Annotated in this window: 20 protein-coding genes and 3 pseudogenes; 15 read left to right on the forward strand and 8 right to left on the reverse strand. The window is 40.4% G+C overall.

Annotation, left to right across the window (positions count from 1 at the left end):
* The first annotated feature begins 659 nt into the window (after positions 1-659).
* The 5 genes and pseudogenes from EAE91_RS12225 (at position 660) to EAE91_RS12245 (ending at position 6696) form a co-directional block, all read left to right on the forward strand.
* Positions 660-1820 (forward strand): hypothetical protein, encoded by a 1161-nt coding sequence (locus EAE91_RS12225; RefSeq protein ID WP_214088736.1) that lies wholly within the window; start codon positions 660-662, stop codon positions 1818-1820.
* A complete protein-coding gene (locus EAE91_RS12230; protein WP_214088737.1) occupies positions 1820-2305 on the forward strand; it encodes a hypothetical protein in 486 nt (161 codons plus the stop codon). Before EAE91_RS12225 ends, EAE91_RS12230 begins: the two co-directional genes overlap by 1 nt.
* Before the next feature lie 140 nt (positions 2306-2445).
* A pseudogene (locus EAE91_RS12235) lies at positions 2446-4965 on the forward strand (hemagglutinin repeat-containing protein); the annotation flags it as partial.
* A gap of 1022 nt (positions 4966-5987) precedes the next feature.
* Positions 5988-6479, forward strand: a complete 492-nt coding sequence (locus EAE91_RS12240) for a hypothetical protein (protein WP_214088738.1) — start codon at positions 5988-5990, stop codon at positions 6477-6479.
* Positions 6480-6558: 79 nt separating this feature from the next.
* Positions 6559-6696, forward strand: coding sequence for a hypothetical protein (locus EAE91_RS12245; RefSeq protein ID WP_214088739.1), 138 nt, complete (start codon positions 6559-6561; stop codon positions 6694-6696).
* A 45-nt stretch (positions 6697-6741) separates the two neighbouring features.
* Here the strand turns inward: EAE91_RS12245 and EAE91_RS12250 are convergent, their stop codons facing one another.
* The 3 genes and pseudogenes from EAE91_RS12250 to EAE91_RS12260 form a co-directional block, all read right to left on the reverse strand.
* Positions 6742-6933: a hypothetical protein gene (locus EAE91_RS12250; protein ID WP_376744766.1), complete on the reverse strand. Its 192-nt coding sequence runs from the start codon at positions 6931-6933 to the stop codon at positions 6742-6744.
* Between the two features lie 109 nt (positions 6934-7042).
* The gene (locus EAE91_RS12255; protein ID WP_214088740.1) at positions 7043-7507 is read right to left on the reverse strand and encodes an avidin/streptavidin family protein; all 465 of its coding nucleotides are present in this window, start codon (positions 7505-7507) and stop codon (positions 7043-7045) included.
* Between the two features lie 335 nt (positions 7508-7842).
* Positions 7843-8283 (reverse strand): annotated as a pseudogene (locus tag EAE91_RS12260) (avidin/streptavidin family protein); the annotation flags it as partial.
* Between the two features lie 1883 nt (positions 8284-10166).
* Here EAE91_RS12260 and EAE91_RS12265 point away from each other — a divergent pair.
* The gene (locus tag EAE91_RS12265; RefSeq protein WP_214088741.1) at positions 10167-10421 is read left to right on the forward strand and encodes a FitA-like ribbon-helix-helix domain-containing protein; all 255 of its coding nucleotides are present in this window, start codon (positions 10167-10169) and stop codon (positions 10419-10421) included.
* Complete coding sequence (locus tag EAE91_RS12270) at positions 10418-10837, forward strand: type II toxin-antitoxin system VapC family toxin (protein ID WP_214088742.1); 420 nt, start codon at positions 10418-10420, stop codon at positions 10835-10837. Before EAE91_RS12265 ends, EAE91_RS12270 begins: the two co-directional genes overlap by 4 nt.
* Before the next feature lie 95 nt (positions 10838-10932).
* Here the strand turns inward: EAE91_RS12270 and EAE91_RS12275 are convergent, their stop codons facing one another.
* From EAE91_RS12275 to EAE91_RS12285, 3 genes and pseudogenes are all read right to left on the reverse strand, one after another.
* Positions 10933-11568 carry a hypothetical protein gene (locus EAE91_RS12275; RefSeq protein WP_214088743.1) on the reverse strand — a complete coding sequence of 212 codons (636 nt, stop codon included), beginning with the start codon at positions 11566-11568 and terminating at the stop codon, positions 10933-10935.
* 65 nt (positions 11569-11633) lie between these two features.
* Complete coding sequence (locus tag EAE91_RS12280) at positions 11634-12701, reverse strand: hypothetical protein (RefSeq protein WP_214088744.1); 1068 nt, start codon at positions 12699-12701, stop codon at positions 11634-11636.
* 269 nt (positions 12702-12970) lie between these two features.
* Positions 12971-13485, reverse strand: a pseudogene (locus tag EAE91_RS12285) (transposase); the annotation flags it as partial.
* 219 nt (positions 13486-13704) lie between these two features.
* Between EAE91_RS12285 and movA the strand changes: the two are divergent.
* The 8 genes from movA (at position 13705) to EAE91_RS12320 (ending at position 20947) form a co-directional block, all read left to right on the forward strand.
* The gene (gene movA / locus EAE91_RS25230) at positions 13705-13782 is read left to right on the forward strand and encodes a methanobactin-like peptide MovA (RefSeq protein WP_434086436.1); all 78 of its coding nucleotides are present in this window, start codon (positions 13705-13707) and stop codon (positions 13780-13782) included.
* A 58-nt stretch (positions 13783-13840) separates the two neighbouring features.
* Complete coding sequence (locus EAE91_RS12290) at positions 13841-14917, forward strand: multinuclear nonheme iron-dependent oxidase (RefSeq protein WP_214088745.1); 1077 nt, start codon at positions 13841-13843, stop codon at positions 14915-14917.
* Positions 14918-14920: 3 nt separating this feature from the next.
* A complete protein-coding gene (locus EAE91_RS12295) occupies positions 14921-15700 on the forward strand; it encodes a multinuclear nonheme iron-dependent oxidase (protein ID WP_214088746.1) in 780 nt (259 codons plus the stop codon).
* The gene (locus EAE91_RS12300) at positions 15675-16181 is read left to right on the forward strand and encodes a hypothetical protein (RefSeq protein WP_214088747.1); all 507 of its coding nucleotides are present in this window, start codon (positions 15675-15677) and stop codon (positions 16179-16181) included. Before EAE91_RS12295 ends, EAE91_RS12300 begins: the two co-directional genes overlap by 26 nt.
* On the forward strand, positions 16150-17379 hold the full coding sequence (locus EAE91_RS12305; protein ID WP_214088748.1) for an MATE family efflux transporter: 1230 nt from the start codon (positions 16150-16152) through the stop codon (positions 17377-17379). Before EAE91_RS12300 ends, EAE91_RS12305 begins: the two co-directional genes overlap by 32 nt.
* Complete coding sequence (locus EAE91_RS12310) at positions 17340-17882, forward strand: GNAT family N-acetyltransferase (protein ID WP_214088749.1); 543 nt, start codon at positions 17340-17342, stop codon at positions 17880-17882. Before EAE91_RS12305 ends, EAE91_RS12310 begins: the two co-directional genes overlap by 40 nt.
* 524 nt (positions 17883-18406) lie before the next feature.
* Positions 18407-19774, forward strand: a complete 1368-nt coding sequence (locus tag EAE91_RS12315; protein ID WP_214088750.1) for a pyridoxal-phosphate dependent enzyme — start codon at positions 18407-18409, stop codon at positions 19772-19774.
* Positions 19775-19792: 18 nt separating this feature from the next.
* Positions 19793-20947, forward strand: a complete 1155-nt coding sequence (locus EAE91_RS12320; protein ID WP_214088751.1) for a trans-sulfuration enzyme family protein — start codon at positions 19793-19795, stop codon at positions 20945-20947.
* Positions 20948-21038: 91 nt separating this feature from the next.
* On the opposite strand, the gene deoD is transcribed toward EAE91_RS12320, so the two are convergent.
* Both deoD and deoB read right to left on the reverse strand, forming a co-directional pair.
* Positions 21039-21755, reverse strand: coding sequence for a purine-nucleoside phosphorylase (deoD, locus tag EAE91_RS12325; RefSeq protein ID WP_036811781.1), 717 nt, complete (start codon positions 21753-21755; stop codon positions 21039-21041).
* Positions 21756-21831: 76 nt separating this feature from the next.
* Positions 21832-23055: a phosphopentomutase gene (gene deoB, locus EAE91_RS12330; protein WP_214088752.1), complete on the reverse strand. Its 1224-nt coding sequence runs from the start codon at positions 23053-23055 to the stop codon at positions 21832-21834.
* Positions 23056-23152: the final 97 nt, after the last annotated feature.

A 23152-nucleotide genomic window follows, 5' to 3' on the forward strand; every position in this document is an offset into this window, starting at 1 on the left:
GGCAACCGCCTGAGCATTGATGAGCGGCTTAATGCGTATAATTGGCATTATGTCTTGCGCCCCCGCGGGTTAGCATCGAAGGGTGTGGCGCACAAGGCTGACGCCTTCTGCTGTCAGCCGCTGAGCCGGCCATCGGCAAAAACCCGTGTTCTTCTTTAGCTGCCGTGCCAACGTCCGGCCAACAACCCTGAAGGCAGGTCGGCCTGACGGCCTCCGTTATTTACTTCCCCCCGCCCCAACCCCGCTGCACTGGCTGCGCCCGGCTCGCAGTCGCAGGCTCCTTGCTCATTCCCGTGCTCGCCATCTCCGCCCCGTGCAGCCCCCTGGGGCTTCCCTGAACAAAACAAAACCGCGTGGTCATGCAAGGTCATACGCAAACCGAAGCCACAGTGCCTCAGAGCGTCGCAGGGGCGCCGCTTGCGGGCTCTGTGCCGCCCGCGCCCGCAGAACGGGCGTCCGCCGCCCAAGCAAGTTGGGCGACGTTCGCCCGTTGCCGAAAAAGGCGCGACACTGACAATGGCACGGCGGGAAAAACCGGCCTTTGGAGGCGAAAAGCGCGTCAGGGGGTTTTGGGTCCGGCGGTGAACGCACATTGGAAAAAACGGGTGGTAACTGACTGAGGGCATTGGGAAAATCGGTGTCCGGTAATCAACGTCGCAATGGAATGCGTTGTTGTGGAGAACAACTTCCTGACGGCCAAAGATGTCTACGAACTGAAAGAAGAACTCCTGGAAGCAGAAAAGACTGGCGCAAACAAGCAGACAATTTACGACAAGTTTAAGGAGCGTAGCGAGAAAAACCGTCAGGAAGGCGTGGCAGATGACTGTTCCCATAATCCGGGCTGTGTGGTGTCTGTTTGGGAAATGATGAACTCGGGAACAGACGCTGCCAGTGGCCTGAACCGGACTTCATTCTTCTCTAGCCTCAGTAGCGAGGAGATGGCGCAGTTAAACCGCTTTGTACAGGCGGAGAATACGGAAAGTGCCCAGGCGATTTACCAGTCGCTACCAGATGTGGTAAAGAAAGTTGTTGAAGGCAAGGAGTTCGCAGAGCAGTTTGGTGTAATGCCGAAAGTGGGCAGCAACGGGATGATTGGGCTGGGGATAGCCGGGAAGAAGCCTCGGTCACAAGATACCCCAGAATCTGCTACTAAACCGGGGAATCATTCGGGTACGGAAACCGCGCAAACACCGCATAACCAGACTGGAAATGCAGAGGCAAAAGGGACTAACTCATCTACAAATCAACAGGGTAATGCTAGAAATGGGGAGTCAAAAGCACCTAATACCCAAAATGTAAAACATGCGAATAAGACTTTTGAAATTAAGTCACTTCCTGATATGCACGGTAAAGAGCATATTACTGCCATAAAAGGTGATGCTAGCATTCCTGTTAGCAAAATTGAGTCATGGTTGCGAGGTAAGGCTGCTGGAGATTTAGAAGCTCTAAAAGCTCGTGAAATGGTCTTGATAAATGAGAAAAGAGATAACCAAAGAGCTTTTGCTAAAGACCCCTCTAAGGCAGACGAATTGAAGAAAATTCAGAAGCATATAGAAGGCATTGGTCGTTCTCGTACGATGGCTAAAGATTTAGAGATAATAGGTGTTCATGACACGAAAGAAAATAACACATTGATAATGAATAAATTGCTCGATTCAGCGAAAACGGCTACACCAGAAAATCGTTGGACTTCTATCGTATTGAAAAGCAGAAATGGCAATGATGAATCTGTTCGCATAAAAGCAGTATGGACAATTCTACCTGATGGATCAAAACGTCTTTCTACAGTGACAACCGGAAGATTTAAGGAACCAAAGTGATGAAAAAAGATGCAAATAAGTTAAAAAAACAATTAGATAGCTATATAGAGAATGGTTATCTTGATATTCATTCTTTTGATAATCCTGAAGATGAGGCGTCTGAGGCACTTATCAATTTATTCGCTGTTGATGAGGCATTATGTGAACAATATTGTAAGCTTATTTTAGAATCTCCAAAGGTAGGTGATGCTTTCCTTGATTCGGGATGTCTTTTACATTTATTTGATTTAAACAAAGAATATAGCCTTAATTATGTTCGAAAAAATGTCTTAAGTCTGGCTGCTCCTGTATTAGGAGCAGCCATGATTGGACTATTTGAATATAGCAATACACCATTCAGAGATCATTTTTCAGCGGAACTTATTACTAATGTTAAGAAACGCTATGATGAATTGGTATCTGAAGATGATTTTACTAAGGAATTATTGGATAGTCGTTATTCATTGTTTGAAAAGGAATTTTTAATATCGAAAGAACCGATTTGAAATTAATTCTAGTTCAAATATAAATGTTAATTACAGATCCCAGCCTGAATGAACTGCCCTCCGAAAGTTGGACATCCAACAAGTAGGGGGAAGTTCTGCATGAAGAAGTACAGGAAGCATCCGCTCACATTTAAGTGGATACCGCTTCATCAGACCTGGTAGAACACAGCAAACAGACCAGTAAAGGCTTACTCTCCAAATCCTCCGTCGAAACCCACGACGAAGTGCATGAACGCCGGGCACAGAGCACCACGCTCAGCGGCGACAGCGTGACCGTACAAGCCGGGAATGACCTCAACATCATCGGCAGTAACGTGGCAGGCACTCAGGATGTTAATCTGGCCGCAGGCAATCAGCTCACCATCACCACCGCTGATGAAGCCCGTCATGAAACGCACTTCAAACAAGAGAAAAAATCCGGTCTGATGGGCACCGGCGGTATCGGCTTCTCCGTCGGCAAAGCCAGCCAAAAATCCACTACCGATATCGACAGCAACCTCAACAAAGGCAGCACGGTGGGCAGCAGCCAGGGCAGTGTGACATTCAGCGCCGGAAAACAGCTCAACATTCACGGCAGTGATGTCGTGGCGGGCCAAGATATGCAACTTTCCGGTCAAAACATTAACATCACCAGCGCGGAAAACAGTCACACCGCCATCACCAAAACCGAACAGAAACAAAGCGGCCTGACCGTAGCGCTGTCCGGCACCGCAGGCGGGGCCCTGAATTCCGCTGTTCAAACGGTTCAAGCCGCTAACAATGAAAGTGACAGCCGTATCAAAGCCTTACAGGGCACCAAAGCCGCCCTTAACGGGATACAGGCAGTCCAGGCTGCCCGACTGGCCGACGCTAAAGGCGGTGGCGACAAAGCCAACAACAATCTGGTGGGCGTCAACCTCTCCTACGGCAGCCAGTCCTCCCGGTCAGAGCTGAAACAGCACCAGACCACTCAACAGGGCAGCAGCCTGATGACTGGGGATAATCTCACCCTCACCGCTTCCGGCACACCAGACCAGAACGGCGATATCCGCATTCAGGGCGGCCAGTTGCAGGCGGGCAAAGACCTGCAACTCAATGCCAGCCGGGATATCCAGCTCTCATCCAGTCAGAACACCGAACAGACCACCGGCAAAAACAGCAGTCGCGGCAGCTCACTGAGCATCGGTTTCACTGCCGGACCGGGGGGCACGGGTATCAACCTCTCCGCCAGCACTAACCGCGGTAAAGGCAGTGAAAGTGGCAACGGCGTCAGCCATAACGAAACTACGCTGGATGCGGGGCAAACCGTCACCCTCAACGCCGGCCGGGATGCCTCGCTCAAAGGCGCTCAGGTCAGCGGCGAACAGATTACCGCCGACGTCAAACGCCACCTGACGCTCAGCAGCGAGCAGGACAGCAACCGCTACGATATGAAGCAGCAGAACGTCAGTGCCGGTGTCAGTGTTACTCTCGGTCCACAACCGGGCGGTTCATTGAACCTCAGCGCCAGCCGCGACAAAATCCACAGCAACTTTGACTCCGTACAGGAGCAGACCGGACTGTTCGCCGGCCAAGGCGGCTATCAAGTGACAGTGGGGGAACACACCCAGCTTGACGGCGCGGTCATCGCCAGTACCGCAGACAAAGACAAAAACACCCTCGATACCGGCACTCTCGGCTTTGGCGATATCAAAAACAAAGCGGATTTTAAAACCGAACACCACAGCGTGAATATCAGCACAGGTGGCTCAGCAGGCGGCATGTTCCTCAGTAATCTGGCAGCCAATACCCTGGGCGGCGTTAACCGGGAAGGCCATGACCAAAGCACCACTCACGCCGCGGTCAGCGACGGCACCCTGATTATCCGGGATAAAGACAACCAGCAACAGGATATCACCACCCTGAGCCGGGATACCGACCACGCCAATAATGCTCTCAGTCCTATCTTTGACAAAGAGAAAGAGCAACAACGGCTGAAACAGGCCCAACTGATTGGCGAAATCAGTGCGCAGGTGATTGACATCGCCAGTACTGAAGGAGCAATTATCGCCACCAAAGCGGCCCACGCCAAACTGGAGAATATCAGTAATCCGGATAGAGAAGCGGCCATAAAAGTACTGAAGGATAAAGGTAAAACCGACATCACCCCGGAACTCATTAAAGACCAGATTTACAAAACCGCCTATAACCAGGCATTGAATGAGTCTGGCCTGGGCACCGGTGGGAAATACCACACCGCTTTACAGGCGGCTACCGCGGCCATTCAGGGACTCGCGGGCGGAAATATTGGTCAGGCACTGGCAGGCGGCGCTTCCCCTTACCTGGCCGGAGTGATTAAAGACCTGACTACCGACCCGAAAACTCACAAGGTCGATGTCGTCACCAATACCCTGGCCCATGCCATTCTGGGGGCAGTGGCCGCCGAAGTCAGTGGTAACAATGCGCTGGCGGGTGCGGCAGGAGCGGCGGGCGGTGAACTGGCCGCCCGAGAACTGATGAAGCATATTCACGGGGAAAATGCTAAAGTCAGTGACTTAAGTGAAGAGGAAAAACAGACCATCAGCACTCTTTCTACCCTGGCAGCAGGGCTGGCAGGCGGCATTGCCGGTGACTCCACCGGCAGCGCCGTCACCGGGGCCCAGGCTAGGAAGAATGCGATTGAGAATAACTATCTGAGCGTGAAAGATATCGAGGAATACCTGGATAAATCGTCGAAAGCCAAAACCGAGGATGAAAAAGCCCGGTTACTCGATGCGTTGAAACAAAAGGATGCGGAGAACCAAGCACTCGCGGAAACAACCAATATCTCCATGAATGACCAGAAAAAGGAACTGGCGGCATTAAAAGCGAAACGAAACGCAGCGGATTGTAATGCCCAATGTCAGGCGTTGGTTGATTATTCGATTGCGCAGCTTGAGCCTGTGACGAATGATCAGGAACGTTATAAATATAATATGGGGATAGGGGCATTGTTAGGGGCTGTTGAGGGGTTGACTGAACTCAATGGGGCAGGGAAGTCCAATAAAGGGACATCATCGGCAGTAAAACCCGAAAATAGCTCAGCGCTGGATAAAATAGCGAAAGGCAGCAACTGGAGTGTGGGCGAAGGGAAATACAGTCCGAAGAATCAAGGCACGGTAACGAATGTTGAACATCCGACAGGTAAATTTGATGGGAAGTCATTACCTAATAACCAACTTGTAAAAAATGTAGATGAAAAGTTTGAAATCAAAACATTACCGGATATGCATGGAAAAGAACATATCACTGCGGTAAAAGGTGATGCCAAGATACCAGTTGATAAAGTCGAACTTTATATGCGAGGTAAAGCAGCGGGTGATCTTGATGCGCTCAAAAAAGAATACAATGCATTGAAAGAGTTAAGAATTAAAAGCCAGAAGGAATTTGCTAAGAATCCAGAAAATAAGGCGAATTTATCTATTTTGGAGAAGAAAATTCACAATGTTGAGCGTTCTCAAGAAATGAATAAGGTGCTAAATAATGCAGGTCTTCCTGATACTAAAGTTAATAACCATATGATAATAGATAAACTGCTGGATTCAGCAAAAAGCGTTACACCTGAAAACCGAAAAACGTCTGTCGTTATTTCAGGAAATAATGGTGAGGTTAGAGTTTATGCAACTTGGACAATTTTGCCTGATGGTTCGAAGAGGTTAGCGACTGTTCAAACAGGAACTTTCAAATGACAGCAAGAATAAAACTTATTGAATTGATTGCAGGATTAAATAGTTATCTTGAACATGGCTATGTGAATGCAAATTCATACGAAGATCCTTCTGACGACGCGATAGATTATTTAGGCGAGTTGTTATTGAAAGATTCTGAATGTTGTTTGAATTTTTGTATAGAAATTCTAAACGTAAATCTTTTGCATAGTGAGCCAGTCAAATCTACTGCTTTGGATTTTTTGATGTTATCGGAGTCCAATTGGCAAGATGCTTTTGATTACTTGCTCAATAAAACTGAAGCATTGTCTATTCCCGAATTAGAAAAGGCATTGTTCTACTTCTATTGCGCACAAAATGAACCTAAACCATATCCTGTACCTGAGGGGCTTTTTGAGAAATTGGTAGGGAGATATCAGGTATTAAAAACTGAACCTGATGCAAATTTTTATCATCTACATGAAACTTACAATGATTTTGTTAAAGCATATTCATTGAAATTTGATTAATGGAGAATCCCAAGCCAAGTGAACTGCCCCCGAAAGTTGGACTCCCAACAAGTAAGGGGAAGTTCTCCGTGAAGAAGTAGTGGGTACTGCTTCATCAGACCTGGTAGAACACAGCAAACAGACCAGTAAAGGCTTACTCTCCAAATCCTCCGTCGAAACCCACGATGAGGTGCATGAACGCCAGACACAGACACCACGCTCAGTGGCGACAGCGTGACTGTACAGAAGGGATATCCACCCCAGTCACGCCCAAGGAGAGTTGTCAGGTTAACACCGAGATAATACGGTTAAAAATCAAGGGAATATCATTATGAAGTGACGCACTCCCCAACAGACGATCTACACGTTTTATTTTGTTTTTAACCTGAGTCCGCCCCGGCAAAAATCGCCCACTTCTAGTCAATGTCAGTGATGCCCCTCTGGTCAACACGACAGTAGCTTGACGAACAGGCATGGCAGTGATTTCGCTGAAATTATTGGCGCTATCAGTAGATTACATCACGTCATGCCTGCCCCATTTTTTCTGAGTATTCCTCAACGCACGGCGGCGGGGAGATTAAGTTTTATTTGTTTATTCTATGGAATGTATCAGTTCCTGAGTTTATTGATGCCCATTGGTCTTTAATATCATCAGGCCTACTGGTCATCATCCATAAGGTAGTAATTTTTTCTGGAAAACTATTTTTGGCCGTTGTTGGCTGCGTTGTTACAATGAAAGGTGAATTTATATCAATTTGACCTACCCATGAAGTTATCGCAGCATATTCATCCCAATTCACAAGAAAGACAATGAGGTTTCCACATATGTTCCCTGTGATACTTCCTGTTGTTGAATCTCCTCCTGCGCTTACAGCGCTAGTATATTTACCTGTAAAAAATGCGCTTTTATTTGGTTGTATAATTTCTATTGTAGAACCAAGTTCGTTAGCCCATTTTCCCGATATGTCTGCATTGTTACTATCTATGTTATCTAAGCCGATCATTCTCTTTGTAGCGACAGATTTTCTAATTATTTCTTCAAGTAACATAGGTCCTCTCCACTAAGTATGATTGAACTTTTTTTGGTGTCTTAATGACAATTATAAGTATAATTCATATCTTTTATCTTTCGTGTTGTTTTGTTGAAGAAAATTAATTTGCTGATATATATGGATTTATAATCTAATGACACGCTGATAAATATATATTATGTAGAGTAATTTATTATATAAATAATGGCAAAATGGTTTTATTTAATTAGAAAATTATTTTCTTCCATAGTCGGAATGAAACATTGATTTTTTTAGCGATTAAATATGTTTCACTACATTGAAAGTAATAAAACCCCGTATGATAACGGGGTTATGAAGAAAATAATTTGATTTTAATCTTTAGCTTTGCGGAAAAATGTATCAGTCCCGGAGTTCATTACTGCTTTCCTCGAAGATACTTTTTCTAATTTTAAATCTTTTAAATCTACTTTTTCTGAATTTTTTGTTACTGTATAGGAACTAGTATGGCTAGTCATCATCCACAAGGTAGTGATTAGATCTACTATTTTTTCTGGTTTATCTTTCATAAGTATTTGATAATTATCATCTAAAACACTAGGATTATATTGACCTACCCATGTAGTTAATGAAGTGTATTTATCCCAATTTACAGTAAAAATGATGAGATCTCCTTTGATTTGACCTGTAACATTACCATTAATACTACTAGGAGTAGGATTACCAGTATTATCAACTTTACTGGAATATCGGCCTGTGAATAAGCTTACATCAGGTGTCGTAGACAGATCATATGGATAAATTATTATCCTAGACCCACGCTGGTTTTACCATTCTCCTGATATGTCTATTTTGTTAATTTGATCGTCATCTTTTTCTGCTTCGTTGAGTAGTTCAAACATATTTTCAAGTAGCATATATTCTCTCCATCAAGTAAGTGTTATTGGACATTCTTAAATGTTGTAATGGCAATTGTAAGTATTTCTATATTTCATATTATTTCTCTGAAGAAAATTAAATAACTTTCCAAAATAGTGATACATTTATCACAATTTCTTGTTATGAGGCTATGCATAGCAGAGCCACGAGTTAGTTAATATTATCAAACATCAGACTTGTTCTGTTCAAATATCAATTAAATAGATCCACTGTATCGGTTTGATGAAATTCTATTTGACTTGATAAACATATGTTTATGGGTGTGATTTATTTTATAAAAAATCACTCTTTTTAATCTAAAAATAGTTTCATGAATTAATTGAATTTATTACATTAGTTTATTGTTTTAATATCTTTGAATATGATGTGCGTTAATTGATTTTAATCCCAGTTCACATTAAAGACATAAAAAGCAGCATAGTTTAAATCAAATCGTAGGCTAGACTGATTAAAACAATGTAAAGCCGTTTAATCCAGCGTATTTTACAGTTTTACATAATAAATGAAAAACAATAACACCACAATTAACCAGACTTGTATTCTGTTAAATCATTCACTTGAACTTTTTTATTACCGATTATTTAACTGGTTTATGGCAAAGTTTATACCATTTAAAAACGTTATTAAAGTCGGTTCCTTTGAGAAAATAGATTGTTTGATTAAATTATTCATATGTTTATCTACCTTTTTTCCAGGAATATGAATATTAACAAAACCCATTTTTTCTTATTTTTCACTAAAAGATTTATGATGGGCAGGTTTTAAACCACTATTAAAAGTCATTTTTTAATCTCCGGTTTTAATCGGCATAAGGTTTTAACCATTATTTTTATCCTCTCTGCATTTTATTTTTACTGGCTCTATTTTACTGGTAATCCTGAGTGGTTTTTATAAATCAGCCAGTAAATAGCCTGACGATATTAAAAATATCCCTTGATGTTTTCTCGGATAGCCCCTCTTTTTTAAAAAAGCTTAAATCCTGCCAAATTAACCGTTTTATCTCTTTTTTATTGCATTATTTTTATAGCTTAAGTCTTAAAATGACGGTGAGAAAATATCTAATTTTCAGTTCATTAAAAACTTTCCCTATCGTGCTGATTTCTTTTTAACTTGCCGTTAATGGTTAATGGATTTCGATTAAATGTCATTAATCGCTCTGCTAAAAAGTGGCATTTATTATGTTAAATAAATCTGTTATATAAAAATTTAATCTCTCTGTATTCGTGCTTTTAAATGGTTATGGCAGTAAATAAGCCACCGATAAAAAGGATTTTACGATCGCTAGAAAAGATTTAATGAATGGTATTTACGTTTTATATCCCCCATTTATCCTCCCCATTTTCATTAAATTGTCATTCAGTTTCCTCGTTTTTCCTTTTCCTGTATTTTATTTTTCAGGTTTAAAACCATAGAAGGTAACAGATCAACTGATGGTATTAAGATCAAAACCCATTTTTTAAAGCATTTTTAAAATCCGGTTAATCCTGTTAAATGTTTTGAATCAGTTCAGGGATATATAAACACTAAGATTTTTCAGAGGCTAGCTGATGATGGTAAAAATCCTTTTGAAAATAACTCATCACTTTTTTCCTAATTAAATGGAAGTCACAGAAAACAGGAAAAACTTCATAAACTATGTGAATAAAACACGTTTCCGTTTAACTCGAAGGCCCTCTCCCGTTTATCTATGAGGTTGCTTGCCAATCTGTATTCATTTTATTATATTGAATGCATTGTATGCAAATATAGGAGATGAATTATGGCAATGATGACTGTCAGGAACATCCCTGATGAAGTACACCGTGCTTTACGAGTACGTGCTGCTATTCATGGCCGCAGTGCTGAAGCCGAAGTACGCGCCATTCTGGAAGAAGCCGTAAAAGCCGAAGGTCGGATCAAGTTAGGATCGATGCTAGCTGAGATTGGCCGCCAATCCAAGTTAACCGATGAGGAGTTTACAGCCATTGAGCAAATACGTGACAAAACCCCTGCTAACCCAATGAATTTTAAATGATTATACTGGATACTAACGTGATTTCGGAACCACTGCGTCAGGCTCCTGAATCACGTGTTATTAAGTGGCTAGACGCACAACCGATTGAAACCCTATATCTGTCGGCAATAACCGTAGCCGAACTGCGCTTTGGTTTGGCTTCACTGCCCATAGGGAAACGCCGCGATAAATTGCAGGAGAACCTGGAAAAGCAGGTATTACCCTTGTTCACAGGACGTGTATTATCATTCGACATGTCAGCGTCACAATCTTATGGTGAACTTATGGCAAAAGCCCGGATCGCCGGTTTGGCAATCAGCGTGGCCGATGGATATATCGCTGCAACTGCCGCCGCAAATGGCATGATAGTTGCCACACGAGATGTTAGCCCGTTCGAGGCAGCTGGTGTGAACGTGATCAATCCCTGGGAGAATTAGCAGGCAACTTTATTTGGCACCGTGACTTTTAGCATAACCTCGGTGCCGCCGGTGTAATCCTTCCGCTTTTTCGGAGAAAATCTTTTAATTTCCACCTAGTTTTCAATGTATATCTTAGCTATTTTCTCAAATAAAGAGCTTTTACTGACTTCCCTTAACCTTAATATATCGTTGGTAAAAGAACGTAGGAAAATAGATGTGATATTTTGTTCCATAGCGTTTATCTGTTTGCCTTCTTTATCCATAGTCAGAATATTGTAAATTAAGTTCTCTTTTGCAATCGTTTGATTAGGTGAATTACATGGTGATACAAAATACAATAAGTCATCTCCCCTCGGTTGAAGATAAATATGTTCATACTGGCTATTCTGTTTAGGCGCTAAGTAATAGGGCAAAACTGTTTCAATCGGATTACATACCCTATTTACTAAATTTTCATCTTCCAAAGCATACTCAATATTATCTATTTTCTGATTACCGATGATCCTGGGAATTCTATCCGAGTGATATCGGCCAAGAAAAATTTCTTCAACATTATCAAATAAATAAAAAGAATCATTATAAAGACTTGATATTTTCTTCATAAATTCGCATTTTTCCTCAAGGGCCGTCTTACTCTTTACAAGTGCATGCTCATTGATGAAAAGCGTTTTATTATGAATATTAATACCAACTATTGAAGCCAGTATTTCCTTATTTTTCTTATATTCTTCTGGAATCCTAATATACACAAGAGTTATCTCTAAATCAGGAAGGTCAATATTTTCAATTTTTTTCTCTTTGAAAACTCTCTCTTTTAGCCAAAGTTCACTCTTGATCTTTTGGATTTTGTACGTATTTTATTGCTCAGTTTTTCCAGGCCGGTCTCCTTATCGTTTTCCACAATATTATTATCTAAATCTATACCCTGAATAACTGTTTCAACTTGCGCTTTAAACCTATAGTATTTCAATTCCGAATAGTAATCCAATTCAGCATCTTCTATTCCTTTTTCTCCAATATGCTTAAATGCATCCCATGTCGTGTTTTTAATTTCACCTTTGACCAATATACTGGTTTTAGCGCCATCATCCAATGAATTGAGAACTAAATAGTTTTTATTTTTATCCAATGCATTAAAATCTTTAGCAGAGGAATAAGTTAATTCTTTTAGTTCAAATACTTCCTTAATCTCTTTTTCCAAAAACATTTTGGATTTACTATCAGCAAAATCCTTTGTAATTCTGGCATCTATTAATACCAGAGGATGCAATAAATTTTTATTAACCGTGATAAAATCATGGAGGACATAATCAGCTTTAAAATATCTTTCACTAAAAGAGATCTCAGCATGATTTAATAGTTCTTTTATTTTTTGTATAATCAAGTTTTGAACATAATTTTTACTATTTCGATATCCTTTCATAAATCGCATGAATTTTTTCTTAGAGTGTTCATTGGTATTGATATTATCTGTTACCTGAAAATTATTTTCTTTAGTTCTAAATAACAATTGAATTTCTTCTGTATTATATGAACCCACATTGTATGAGTTCACTTTTTTTTCAACTCTAAAGACCTTTCTATGTAAATTTACAACTAACTCTTTTTGACAAGTGAAATAAAAACGCGGATAAAAAGAATCAATTATATTACCATATTTTTCTGCTGATAAATAAATTCGTGAATTATAAAATTCAGGTTCTATTTCATAATTCTCTTCAAGCTCTTTTAGAAAAATTCTTTTAATATGCAATCCCACAATCGCAGAAAAAACATTGCATAAAAATTTGCTATTTTCTTCAAATTTATCAATAAACCCTTTTATGTCATATTCCTGGTCGGAAAGATAAAAAAAGTGAACTACTTTACAGACCGCTGACAAATCCCATTCAAGATAATGAGGTTTGTTTTTTCATTATGAAAAATGCTGTGTCCATTTTTTCTCACTAAGCTGGTCTGAACACTAACCCAAATGCCATTTTTGACCCTACTACACTGAATATCCTCCCATCCACAGATAAAAATAATAAAGCCTTGTTATCAGCAACTCTATCTGCTTGATATTTTGAACTGTTGCTACCAAAAGGCATTGTATTTTCACTTTCAGCAACCCACAAAAACGGGCCTAATGGTGCCCATGATACTGCTTTAATAAGTACAGGGGGGCACAGCTCGCTGTTCGTTCCTTGATTTGTGCCGATTGACACTGGTTTTCAGACAGGTGCTGTCAGTACAGAGTACCCGTCCACCGACCAATCTCTTGGCAATCGCTTACTCAACAATGTTGTAAAAAATTTGCCGGAAGACCTCGCTGTGACTGAAACGACGACGACATTTCTGACTCAGGGTTGAGGAATCGGGGACCTTCTCTGTCAGTCCGAGGCGCAGAAACCAATGGTAAGCCACATTAACCTGAATTTCCTGTACCAGACAGCGTTCACTGGAAATACCAAATAAAAATAGTCCAGTAACATCATCTTGAGCAACATAACTGGATCAATAGCCGGTCAGCCATTATTGTGGCAATACAATGGAACTACTAATTCGCGGATAAATTCGAAATCAATGACGACATTGACTTGACGGACCAAATGATTTTTAAGGACCAGCTCGTCAAACAAGAACGTTTCTGGTGGGAAAGTCTGGAGAGGGGGTGTTCTTAACATGGCGGCAAGCCCCATTTGGTGAACGGATCTTAATTAAAGCAAATTGCGGGGTGAAAAATTATAACTTTGTCAATAACCTGATCATAACATATTATTAACATTTATTGTGATGTAAATCACAATTAAAAAGAAAATAAAAAGACACTGTGAATATTATAAATTATATAGTGGGGTGACTTTATGAAAAGTCATTTTTAAAACTAAATCGAGGATATAAACATGCAAAAGAAAACATCTGTTGAAATTGAGGTTGAAGTTGAAGATAAAGAAATGACCTGCGGTTCATACAATAAATAAAAATATTGGCGTATGGCTAACCAATTTGGTTGGCCATGTTCTACATAAGGAAGCAGACATGAGAATAGCATGTGGTTTTAATCCTAATTTTCTTAGCGGTGAAATACACATACCGAGTAAAGTATCGATGATAGAATTAGGGATTACTGCATACAATATTTTATCAGTTGCAGAAAAAAGAACTCCATTCGAAAGATACAATGGAAAATTCTCTCTTCATATCGCCAGAAGTGCAATAACAGAAGATATTCAATCAGGCTGTAACTATATTAATAACATTATGCCACGAATAATCAACACAGAAAAAACAATTAGCATTGGTTTTCATTTGTGTGGAAGTAGAAAAGATAACATTGGTAAGTATGGTTTTACTCCCCATTATGAAAGAAGTAAAAGGAAAGAAAGAAATGCTATAAATTTCTTAAAAAGGGTTTCTCACACATATCAGATAGATACATGGATAGAAAATTCAAACTTTTACTCTGGTGAACCAAGTGAGATCTCTAACGCGATAATAAGCGCGAATTACATAAGTAAAGAAAGTAATTCTAAACAAATAGTTGACCTAGCTCATCTAATCATCAATTCAGTAAATGCAAAAGTTGATCCTCTTATATTTATTGGAATGATAGATTGGGATAATGTAGTCGAAGTTCATCTATCAGGAATAATTGAGGGAAAGGATGGGACATTTCATGATGGACATTCAGAAAGAGTTCATCATATTGTTTGGGATTCTTTTGAGAAAATAGTTTCCAGCAAATTAATCAAAAAAAATTGCTATATAAATATTGAGCACACAGAAAATTCTTGGTTAAAGAACTTATCTGGTTATAATAATGACTTTGAAAAGTTGAATTCAATATTATTAAAAAATAAAGAAACAAGTAAACCCTCAAATACCAACATGAGCAATTATGCGAAATCATACCTATCAAAAACTCTGCTAGCAGCCATAAAAAACAAGAAGGAAATTGAAATCGCTAAGTCGGAAAACATTGAGTCGATTATATCTAGTTGGATATTAAGTATAGAAGAAAGTGAAGTAAACCTATGCCTAACAAAAGAAGAGGAAGATGAAACTATAAATTCAGTTCATTACTTAAAATCATTCGAAAGTTTTGTGAATAGGTGAATCATGAAAATAGGAACCAATTGGTCTGGAAATAGAGAACTAAGCATTCTAAAGGAGATAATATCACTAAGAAAGGTCGATTTCATAGAGATATTAATAGATAACTTTTTGCAGTGCACTCCTGACTCAATACTTGACATAAGCAAAGGATTACCGATAGCGTTTCATATCATGAACTCTAAATATATGCACAGAAGCAAACAAGATTTAGAGAGTATAGGGAAAAGAATAAGATTACTCCAAAAAGAACTAAACCCCATATATATATCTGATCATGTTGGTATTTTTTATCATAATAGCTATCCTTTACCAACAATGGGTGAAATAGATTACTCTTCTGAAAAAGATAAATACTTCGATTCAGTAAGCCTTTGGCAAGATATAATTGGCGAAAAAATTTATTTAGAAAACTTCCCTTCAATACTTGATGAAAACGCCAAGCTACAACCAGATTTTTTTAAAGAAATGACAAAAAAATGCGGTAATGGACTTTTGTTTGACATATCAAATGCTGTGATTGCACAAGAAAACACGGGAACCCCATTTGAAGAATGGCTTGATATAGAAATGAACCATCTTCACATTGGTGGTTATGCAGAAACATCATTACTCCCTAGTTTCTTGGTTGACACTCATGCAGATAGAATATCTAATCTTTCATTAGAGTATTTTAATAAATTGGGAACAGAAAGTAAGGAAAACCTTACATCACTATCTGTTGAAAGAGACGATAATTTTGTATTAGGAGACTGGATTAATGACATCGAATTATGCAGACAATAGAAATTGTTACTCTTATGTTGTAACTGGAGAATCCGCATTAGAACTACCAAAAAATAAATCAGACTCTCTATCTAAGCTAATGATTTATAACATAACTAATGTACTAAACAACCCTCTGAGCAGATCTAAAGCTGAAGTTTCTTTTGAAGAAGTAGAAGAATTTATACGTTGGGCAAACAAAAGGAAATATCATCTCGATTGGAGAATATTTGCATACTTTTTATCTTTCAGACATGAAAGTAAAAAGCACCTTACAGATGAGATGATTAATGATTTGTTAATCTTCTCAGCAAGCCAATGGACTTATTTTGATAAAAGCGATAAAGAAGAGATAATAATATACTCAAAGATCGTAGAAGGATATAAGTTTATAGCAAAAAAGTCAAAAAAAGCGTCAATTGCAAGAAAATTATACATAGCTAAGATTGATATTATGGATGATGGACCTCATGATAGAAGAAAAGAAATTATATATATTTGACAAGGATATTATATTGCCATCGATAACAATGTTTAAGAGTAGAATGTTAAACATGGCAATGCAACTTATTATTACCGCACTAATATATCAATTGTCTACAGACGATGCCGGATTTTTTTTACTATCATCCCAATTGGTTCAGATATTTGTTGTTGCTTCATGTACCTTTTTCATCGGCATTAATATAAAGTCAGACATTAAAAATAAAAACTACACTTACGAAAACTACACTTGGCTTTTAATAACAGGGACGATAACAGGCTTATTAATAACTTTAATATCTGTGATATCAATACATTATTACAGTGACCATACAGTAACAAAAAAAATAGCATTGATACTATCAATCGGCATTATACCATTGTGTATATATTCTGTTAACTGCGCAATTCTAGAGTCTACAAAACAAGAAAGGTACATGGTAAAAGTCAACTCATTCAGTATATTAACAAATGTATTCGCCATGATTGCATTATACCTATTTACTGGTAATTTAATATTTTCTATTGCTCTTGCTATCAGTATCTCAAGGGCATACATGGCCATCTCATCTTCAATCCCATTAATAAAATTTATAAAATGGAAAAAAGTTGACTTACCTTACATTAAGGGTATTGTGAATATAGGAATAAATGAGGCTTTAACATCTACATCATTAGTAATATTGATGTCTATTTTAATAAGGTTTGTATCGACATTAATTTCAAACATAGAATTATCAAAATTATTTGTTTACATGGGGGTTATGAATTACCTATTTGTCACGGGCTTTTCTGCTGTTATTTCATTGGCTACAAATTACAGAAGTGATGAAAACAATTTTTTAAATATAGCGATAGGTACCAACTTATTTTACCTTATTATCTTTTCAACCGTCTCACCATTAATCAGTTTGATGGTATTCAATACGCTAACAGAAACAATAGATATAATAATTTGTGCATTAGTCATATTCTTTGACTTGATTTCCGTATCTATTATTAACAGAATAAGGAGCAAATCACCAAATTCAAAATCTGTATATCTTAAGGTGATTCCCATTACCACTGTACTTGTAGTCACCTCTACATTAATTAGCCCGACATCATTCGAAATCTTATTGACTTTTGTATGCAGTAATATATTGTATACTCTAATCTCATTAATATGGTACTCGCTATGGAAAAAAAAATCTTTATTTTTAGAGAAGTTAACGTAGAAGATGCAAACAATCTCATTGTTTTTTTTAATGATTTGGATAATACATCGGAATTTATGTTGCTTGAGCCGGAAGAAAGAAAAACAAGTGTTGAAGAACAGACGAATATAATAAAAGGATTCGGAAAAGACAGGCAAATGTTAATATGCGAAGATAGCAAAAACATTGTTGGATTTATTGTTATATCTAGAGGGGTGTTCAATAGGAACAGGCATCTGGGTTCTATTGTTCTTGGAGTAAAAAAAGAATATAGAAATAAAGGCATAGCAAGAACCCTACTCAACAAAGCGCAAGATTGGTCACGGAAAAATGGAATTAGTAGACTTGAATTAACCGTTGCAATAAAAAACACATTGGCAATAAAGCTATATTTGTCATCAGGTTTTATTTTTTCTGGCATCAGAACTAGCTCACTATTTATAAATGGTGAACTGATAGATGAATACTATATGACTAAAGGAATATCTGAAACAGTAATAGACAATGTGGCAAACAACCGGTGATTAAGCTAAGATTTTTTGTGGAAGGAACGACATATGGGGAGTATGTGATGATTACGCTATTAAGCATAAAGAGAAAATTAGTCAGAATACGCGTCTTGCTGTGTTATCAATAAGGGATTTAGGTGAAGAATTTCCGTGTAAATAGCATTTTTCAGATCGTCGGGGTACTCCTACATTAGATGAGAGTTAACAGAGTCTTGAAGCTGATTTCTAATCAACTCAGACCGTTGGCAAACCTCATTGAAAATAACGGGGTTTGTCAACGGTCTGAAAAGTGAACTACTTTATTATTCCAAAAATCATCGTTTTTATTCTGATTAGCTCCTGACTGTAAATTAAATGGTTTTATTTATTTCACACTTTAATAAATCTGGAAATCTAAACGTCTATACTTCTTCACATCTAAAATAAAACTAATATATTCCTTTTGGCTATATATGGTTGCTATTCATTCTTTCAAACAAATACATATACAGAGTTATCCTCCATAACTATCTGAATACAACGGATTATCTGGATATGATATGACCACATCACGCTCTGTTCTCGATATGATTGGCAATACCCCATTGCTGGAGTTAACGCATCTGAATACCGGTCAATGTCAATTATTTATTAAGCTGGAAAATCAAAATCCCGGTGGCTCTATTAAAGATCGCGTCGCTCTTTCCATGATCGAGCAGGCGGAAGAACAGGGATTACTTCAACCTGGTGGGACAATTATCGAAGCCACGGCTGGCAATACCGGCATTGGATTGGCACTGGTTGCCGCCTTGAAAGGCTATAAATTGATTCTGGTCGTTCCAGATAAGATGAGCCGGGAGAAGGTGTTTCATCTGCGTGCACTGGGCACCGATGTACGTCTTACCCGTTCTGATGTCAGCAAAGGCCATCCAGAGTATTATCAAGATTATGCCCTGCGTCTGGCGCAAGAGATCCCCGGTGCTTTTTATATCGATCAGTTCAACAATCCAGCTAACTCAGCAGCGCACACTACCACTACCGGACCGGAAATCTGGCAGCAAATGGACCACAATGTCGATGCAGTGGTGATTGGTGTCGGGTCTGGCGGTACACTTGGCGGTTTGAGCCGCTATTTCGCTCAAGTTTCGCCGGAAACTGAGTTTGTTCTGGCCGATCCAAATGGTTCTATTTTGGTGGACTATATCGAACGCGGCAAATATGGTGAAGCCGGGAGCTGGCAGGTAGAAGGCATCGGTGAAGATTTTGTCCCTCCTCTGGGCGATTTTAGTCGAGTGCACCATGCATATCGCGTCAGTGATGCAGAAGCTTTTTCCAATGCCCGTGATTTGTTGCTAAAGGAAGGTGTGCTGGCAGGCTCTTCCAGCGGTACTTTGCTCGCCGCCGCACTGCGCTACTGCCGTGCTCAAACCACCCCCAAACGTGTGGTTACGCTAGCATGTGACAGTGGAAACAAGTATCTGTCAAAAATGTTTAACGATTATTGGATGCTGGAGCAGGGATTCCAATCGCGTGTGCAACAGCACGATCTCAGCGATTATATTACTTACCGCTATCAGGATGGCGCTACGGTTTTTATATCGCCAGAAGATACGTTGAAAACCGCTCATACCCGCATGCGCTTATATGAGATTTCGCAACTACCGGTACTGAAAGGAGAACAAGTAGTCGGCATTATCGATGAGTGGGATTTGATGCATTCCGTGCAGGCTGATCCACATAATTTTAGTCTGCCCGTTAGCCACGCTATGACTCATCAGGTGAAAACGTTAGATAAGAACGCTTCTTTGCAACAATTGATGGCAACTTTCGACGCCGGACATGTGGCGCTGATCGTCGATAATGGCCGCTTTCTTGGGCTGGTAACTCGCACAGATGTGCTGAACGCCTGGCGTCAGCAACTTAATTGATTTTTTAGGAATGATTTTATGACCAAGTTTGATACTAAAACTGTTCACGCTGGCTATACACCGGATCACACTGGCGCAATAATGCCGGCAATTTATGCAACATCGACTTACGCCCAATCAGCCCCCGGCCAGCACACTGGTTATGAATATTCCCGCAGTGGCAATCCGACTCGTGATGCTCTGGAAAGCGCGATAGCCGAACTGGAAAACGGTAGCCGAGGTTACGCTTTTAGTTCAGGGCTGGCTGCCAGTTCTACGGTGCTAGAACTTTTGGATAAGGATAGCCATGTGGTGGCCGTCGATGATTTGTACGGCGGCACCTATCGGCTACTCGAAAGAGTACGTAGCCGCACTGCCGGTTTGCGTGTCACTTACGTGGAAGCCAATGATATTACCGGCCTTGAAGCAGCTATTCGTCCCGACACAAAAATGATTTGGGTGGAGACACCCACCAATCCGTTACTGAAACTGGCTGATCTGTCTGCTATCGCACAAATAGCGCAACGCCACGGTATTATTAGTGTGGCGGATAACACTTTCGCTTCACCGTATCTCCAGCGCCCACTTGATTTGGGATTTGATATCGTCGTGCACTCCGCCACTAAATATTTAAACGGTCATTCTGATGTGATCGCAGGGCTGGCAGTTGTCGGAAAAGATGCAGAATTGGCAGAAAAACTTGGTTTCCTGCAAAACTCTGTCGGCGGCGTGCTCGATCCATTTAGTAGTTTCCTGGTACTGCGCGGAATACGGACACTTGCGCTGCGTATGCAACGCCACATTGACAGCGCATCAAAGATCGCACACTGGCTGGAACAACAGCCTCAGATCGAGACCGTCTTCTATCCCGGCCTCGCTTCCCATCCACAGCATGAACTGGCGAAACGTCAAATGAAGGGCTTTGGTGGTATGATTTCTGTTCACTTAAAAGGTGATGATGATTATGCCCGCCGGTTAATTCAAGAGCTAAAGCTATTTACATTGGCAGAAAGTCTGGGTGGAGTGGAAAGTCTGATCGGCCAACCATTCAGTATGACTCACGCCTCTATTCCATTGGAAAAACGCCTTGCTTCTGGGATCACACCACAGTTGGTACGTATTTCTGTGGGTATAGAGGATGCCGAGGATCTCATCGCCGATTTGGCTCAGGCGTTGGAAAAAGCCGCTCAATAAAAGAGCAATGCCAGCCAATTTTCTCAACCGGCTGGCATTTAAATAAAAAGCGGTTCTTTTTATGCAATTAAAAGCAAATGTAGAACCAGAATTATTTATCACCCAACAGAACAGATTCCAGGGCGATTTCAATCATTTCATTGAAAGTTGTCTGGCGTTCCTCGGCGGTCAATTTTTCATGAGTACGGATGTGGTCAGAAACGGTACAGATAGTCAGTGCTTTGGCACCATATTCAGCCGCAACACCGTAAAAACCCGCTGCTTCCATTTCTACACCCAGAATGCCATATTGTTCCATTACATCGAACAGTTGTGGATCAGGTGTATAGAACAGCTCAACCGAGAAGATGTTACCTACACGTACATTGATGTTTTTTGCTTTAGCCGCATCAACCGCGTTACGGACCAGATCGAAATCAGCAATCGCCGCAAAATCGTGATCTTTAAAACGTATACGGTTAACTTTGGAATCAGTACATGCCCCCATGCCAATAATCACATCACGCAATTGAACATCTTGACGTACTGAACCACAGGAACCGACACGGATAAGGACTTTAGCACCGAAATCGGTGATTAGCTCTTTCGCATAGATAGAACAGGATGGGATACCCATACCATGCCCCATCACAGAAATTGGGCGGCCTTTATAAGTACCGGTAAACCCCAACATACCGCGTACGTCGTTTACCTGCCGCACATTTTCCAGAAAAGTTTCAGCAATATATTTCGCACGTAATGGATCGCCAGGCATCAGAACAACGTCTGCAAAATCACCCATCTCAGCATTAATATGAGGCGTGGCCATAATTAAATTCCTTATTTTTTTATTTAATGGTTATTTTAGTCATACATGGCTGCTCGAAAGCAGCCAGTCAGTAGGTTCAGAGCATTGATTTGCCATATTCCATTGGTGACAGTGCAAAATATTTAGCGACTGTCTGTCCAATATCAGCAAAAGTTTCGCGGTGCCCCAATGAACCAGGTTGTACTTTTGGTCCATAGATCAGCACCGGAATGTGCTCACGAGTATGATCAGTACCAGCCCACGTTGGATCACAACCGTGGTCGGCAGTCAGGATTAAAATGTCATCATCTTTCACCCGTTTCAGCATTTCAGGCAGACGGCGGTCAAACAGTTCCAATGCCGCCGCATAACCCGGAACATCACGACGATGACCATAAGAAGAGTCGAAATCGACAAAGTTAGTAAATACGATGGTGTTGTCACCCGCTTTTTCCATTTCCACCAGCGTTGCATCAAACAGTGCATCAATGCCAGTCGCTTTTACTTTTTGCGTAATGCCGACATTCGCATAGATGTCGGCAATTTTACCGATAGAAACGACTTCACCATTTTTCTCATCGACTAATTTTTTCAGCACGGTAGGAGCAGGTGGCTCTACAGCTAAGTCGTGACGATTACCGGTACGCTGGAAGTTACCCGCCTTGTCTCCAACAAATGGGCGCGCAATCACCCGACCGATATTGTAACCACCATCAGTCAGTTCTTCACGGGCGATTTCGCACAGCTCGTACAGACGATCTAAACCAAAAGTCTCTTCGTGACAAGCAATCTGGAATACCGAGTCAGCAGAGGTATAGAAAATCGGTTTACCCGTTTTCATATGCTCTTCACCCAGTTTATCCAGAATAACCGTGCCAGAAGAGTGGCAGTTACCGAGATAACCTGGCAGATTTGCGCGTTCTACCAGTTTATCCAACAATGCCTGCGGAAAGCTGTTTTGTTCATCTTTGAAGTAACCCCAGTCAAACAGCACCGGGACACCGGCAATTTCCCAGTGACCTGACGGTGTATCTTTACCAGAAGAGAGTTCACTGGCGTAAGCGTAAGCACCAATAATGTCCGCGTCTTTATCCAAGCCTACAGGGAAAGTTCCACAGGATTCCTCAGTCGCTTTCCCCAAACCTAAACGGCTTAAGTTCGGCAAATACAGAGGCCCTTTGCGACCGACATCAGCATCACCACGAGCACACGCTTCTGCAATGTGCCCCAAGGTGTTAGATCCTTTATCACCAAATTTTTCGGCATCTTCACTGGCTCCAATGCCAAAAGAATCCAATACCATGATGAATGTTCGTTTCATAAATTTTCTCCTGCGTCAAATCACGCTATACCCGTTATCTTTCAAGTTGCTTCTTTGTTGGCTGCATTCGCTCACCCCGATCACATAGTTCGCTATG

This window comes from Photorhabdus noenieputensis (assembly GCF_018448935.1).
Taxonomy (GTDB): domain Bacteria; phylum Pseudomonadota; class Gammaproteobacteria; order Enterobacterales; family Enterobacteriaceae; genus Photorhabdus; species Photorhabdus noenieputensis.

Coding starts and splice junctions, on each gene's coding strand:
- EAE91_RS12225 (WP_214088736.1), top strand. CDS start 660: ATGGAATGCGTTGTTGTGGAGAACAACTTCCTGACGGCCAAAGATGTC.
- EAE91_RS12230 (WP_214088737.1), top strand. CDS start 1,820: ATGAAAAAAGATGCAAATAAGTTAAAAAAACAATTAGATAGCTATATA.
- EAE91_RS12240 (WP_214088738.1), top strand. CDS start 5,988: ATGACAGCAAGAATAAAACTTATTGAATTGATTGCAGGATTAAATAGT.
- EAE91_RS12250 (WP_376744766.1), bottom strand. CDS start 6,933: ATGCCTGTTCGTCAAGCTACTGTCGTGTTGACCAGAGGGGCATCACTG.
- EAE91_RS12255 (WP_214088740.1), bottom strand. CDS start 7,507: ATGTTACTTGAAGAAATAATTAGAAAATCTGTCGCTACAAAGAGAATG.
- EAE91_RS12265 (WP_214088741.1), top strand. CDS start 10,167: ATGGCAATGATGACTGTCAGGAACATCCCTGATGAAGTACACCGTGCT.
- EAE91_RS12270 (WP_214088742.1), top strand. CDS start 10,418: ATGATTATACTGGATACTAACGTGATTTCGGAACCACTGCGTCAGGCT.
- movA (WP_434086436.1), top strand. CDS start 13,705: ATGCAAAAGAAAACATCTGTTGAAATTGAGGTTGAAGTTGAAGATAAA.
- EAE91_RS12290 (WP_214088745.1), top strand. CDS start 13,841: ATGAGAATAGCATGTGGTTTTAATCCTAATTTTCTTAGCGGTGAAATA.
- EAE91_RS12295 (WP_214088746.1), top strand. CDS start 14,921: ATGAAAATAGGAACCAATTGGTCTGGAAATAGAGAACTAAGCATTCTA.
- EAE91_RS12300 (WP_214088747.1), top strand. CDS start 15,675: ATGACATCGAATTATGCAGACAATAGAAATTGTTACTCTTATGTTGTA.
- EAE91_RS12305 (WP_214088748.1), top strand. CDS start 16,150: ATGATAGAAGAAAAGAAATTATATATATTTGACAAGGATATTATATTG.
- EAE91_RS12310 (WP_214088749.1), top strand. CDS start 17,340: ATGGAAAAAAAAATCTTTATTTTTAGAGAAGTTAACGTAGAAGATGCA.
- EAE91_RS12315 (WP_214088750.1), top strand. CDS start 18,407: ATGACCACATCACGCTCTGTTCTCGATATGATTGGCAATACCCCATTG.
- EAE91_RS12320 (WP_214088751.1), top strand. CDS start 19,793: ATGACCAAGTTTGATACTAAAACTGTTCACGCTGGCTATACACCGGAT.
- deoD (WP_036811781.1), bottom strand. CDS start 21,755: ATGGCCACGCCTCATATTAATGCTGAGATGGGTGATTTTGCAGACGTT.
- deoB (WP_214088752.1), bottom strand. CDS start 23,055: ATGAAACGAACATTCATCATGGTATTGGATTCTTTTGGCATTGGAGCC.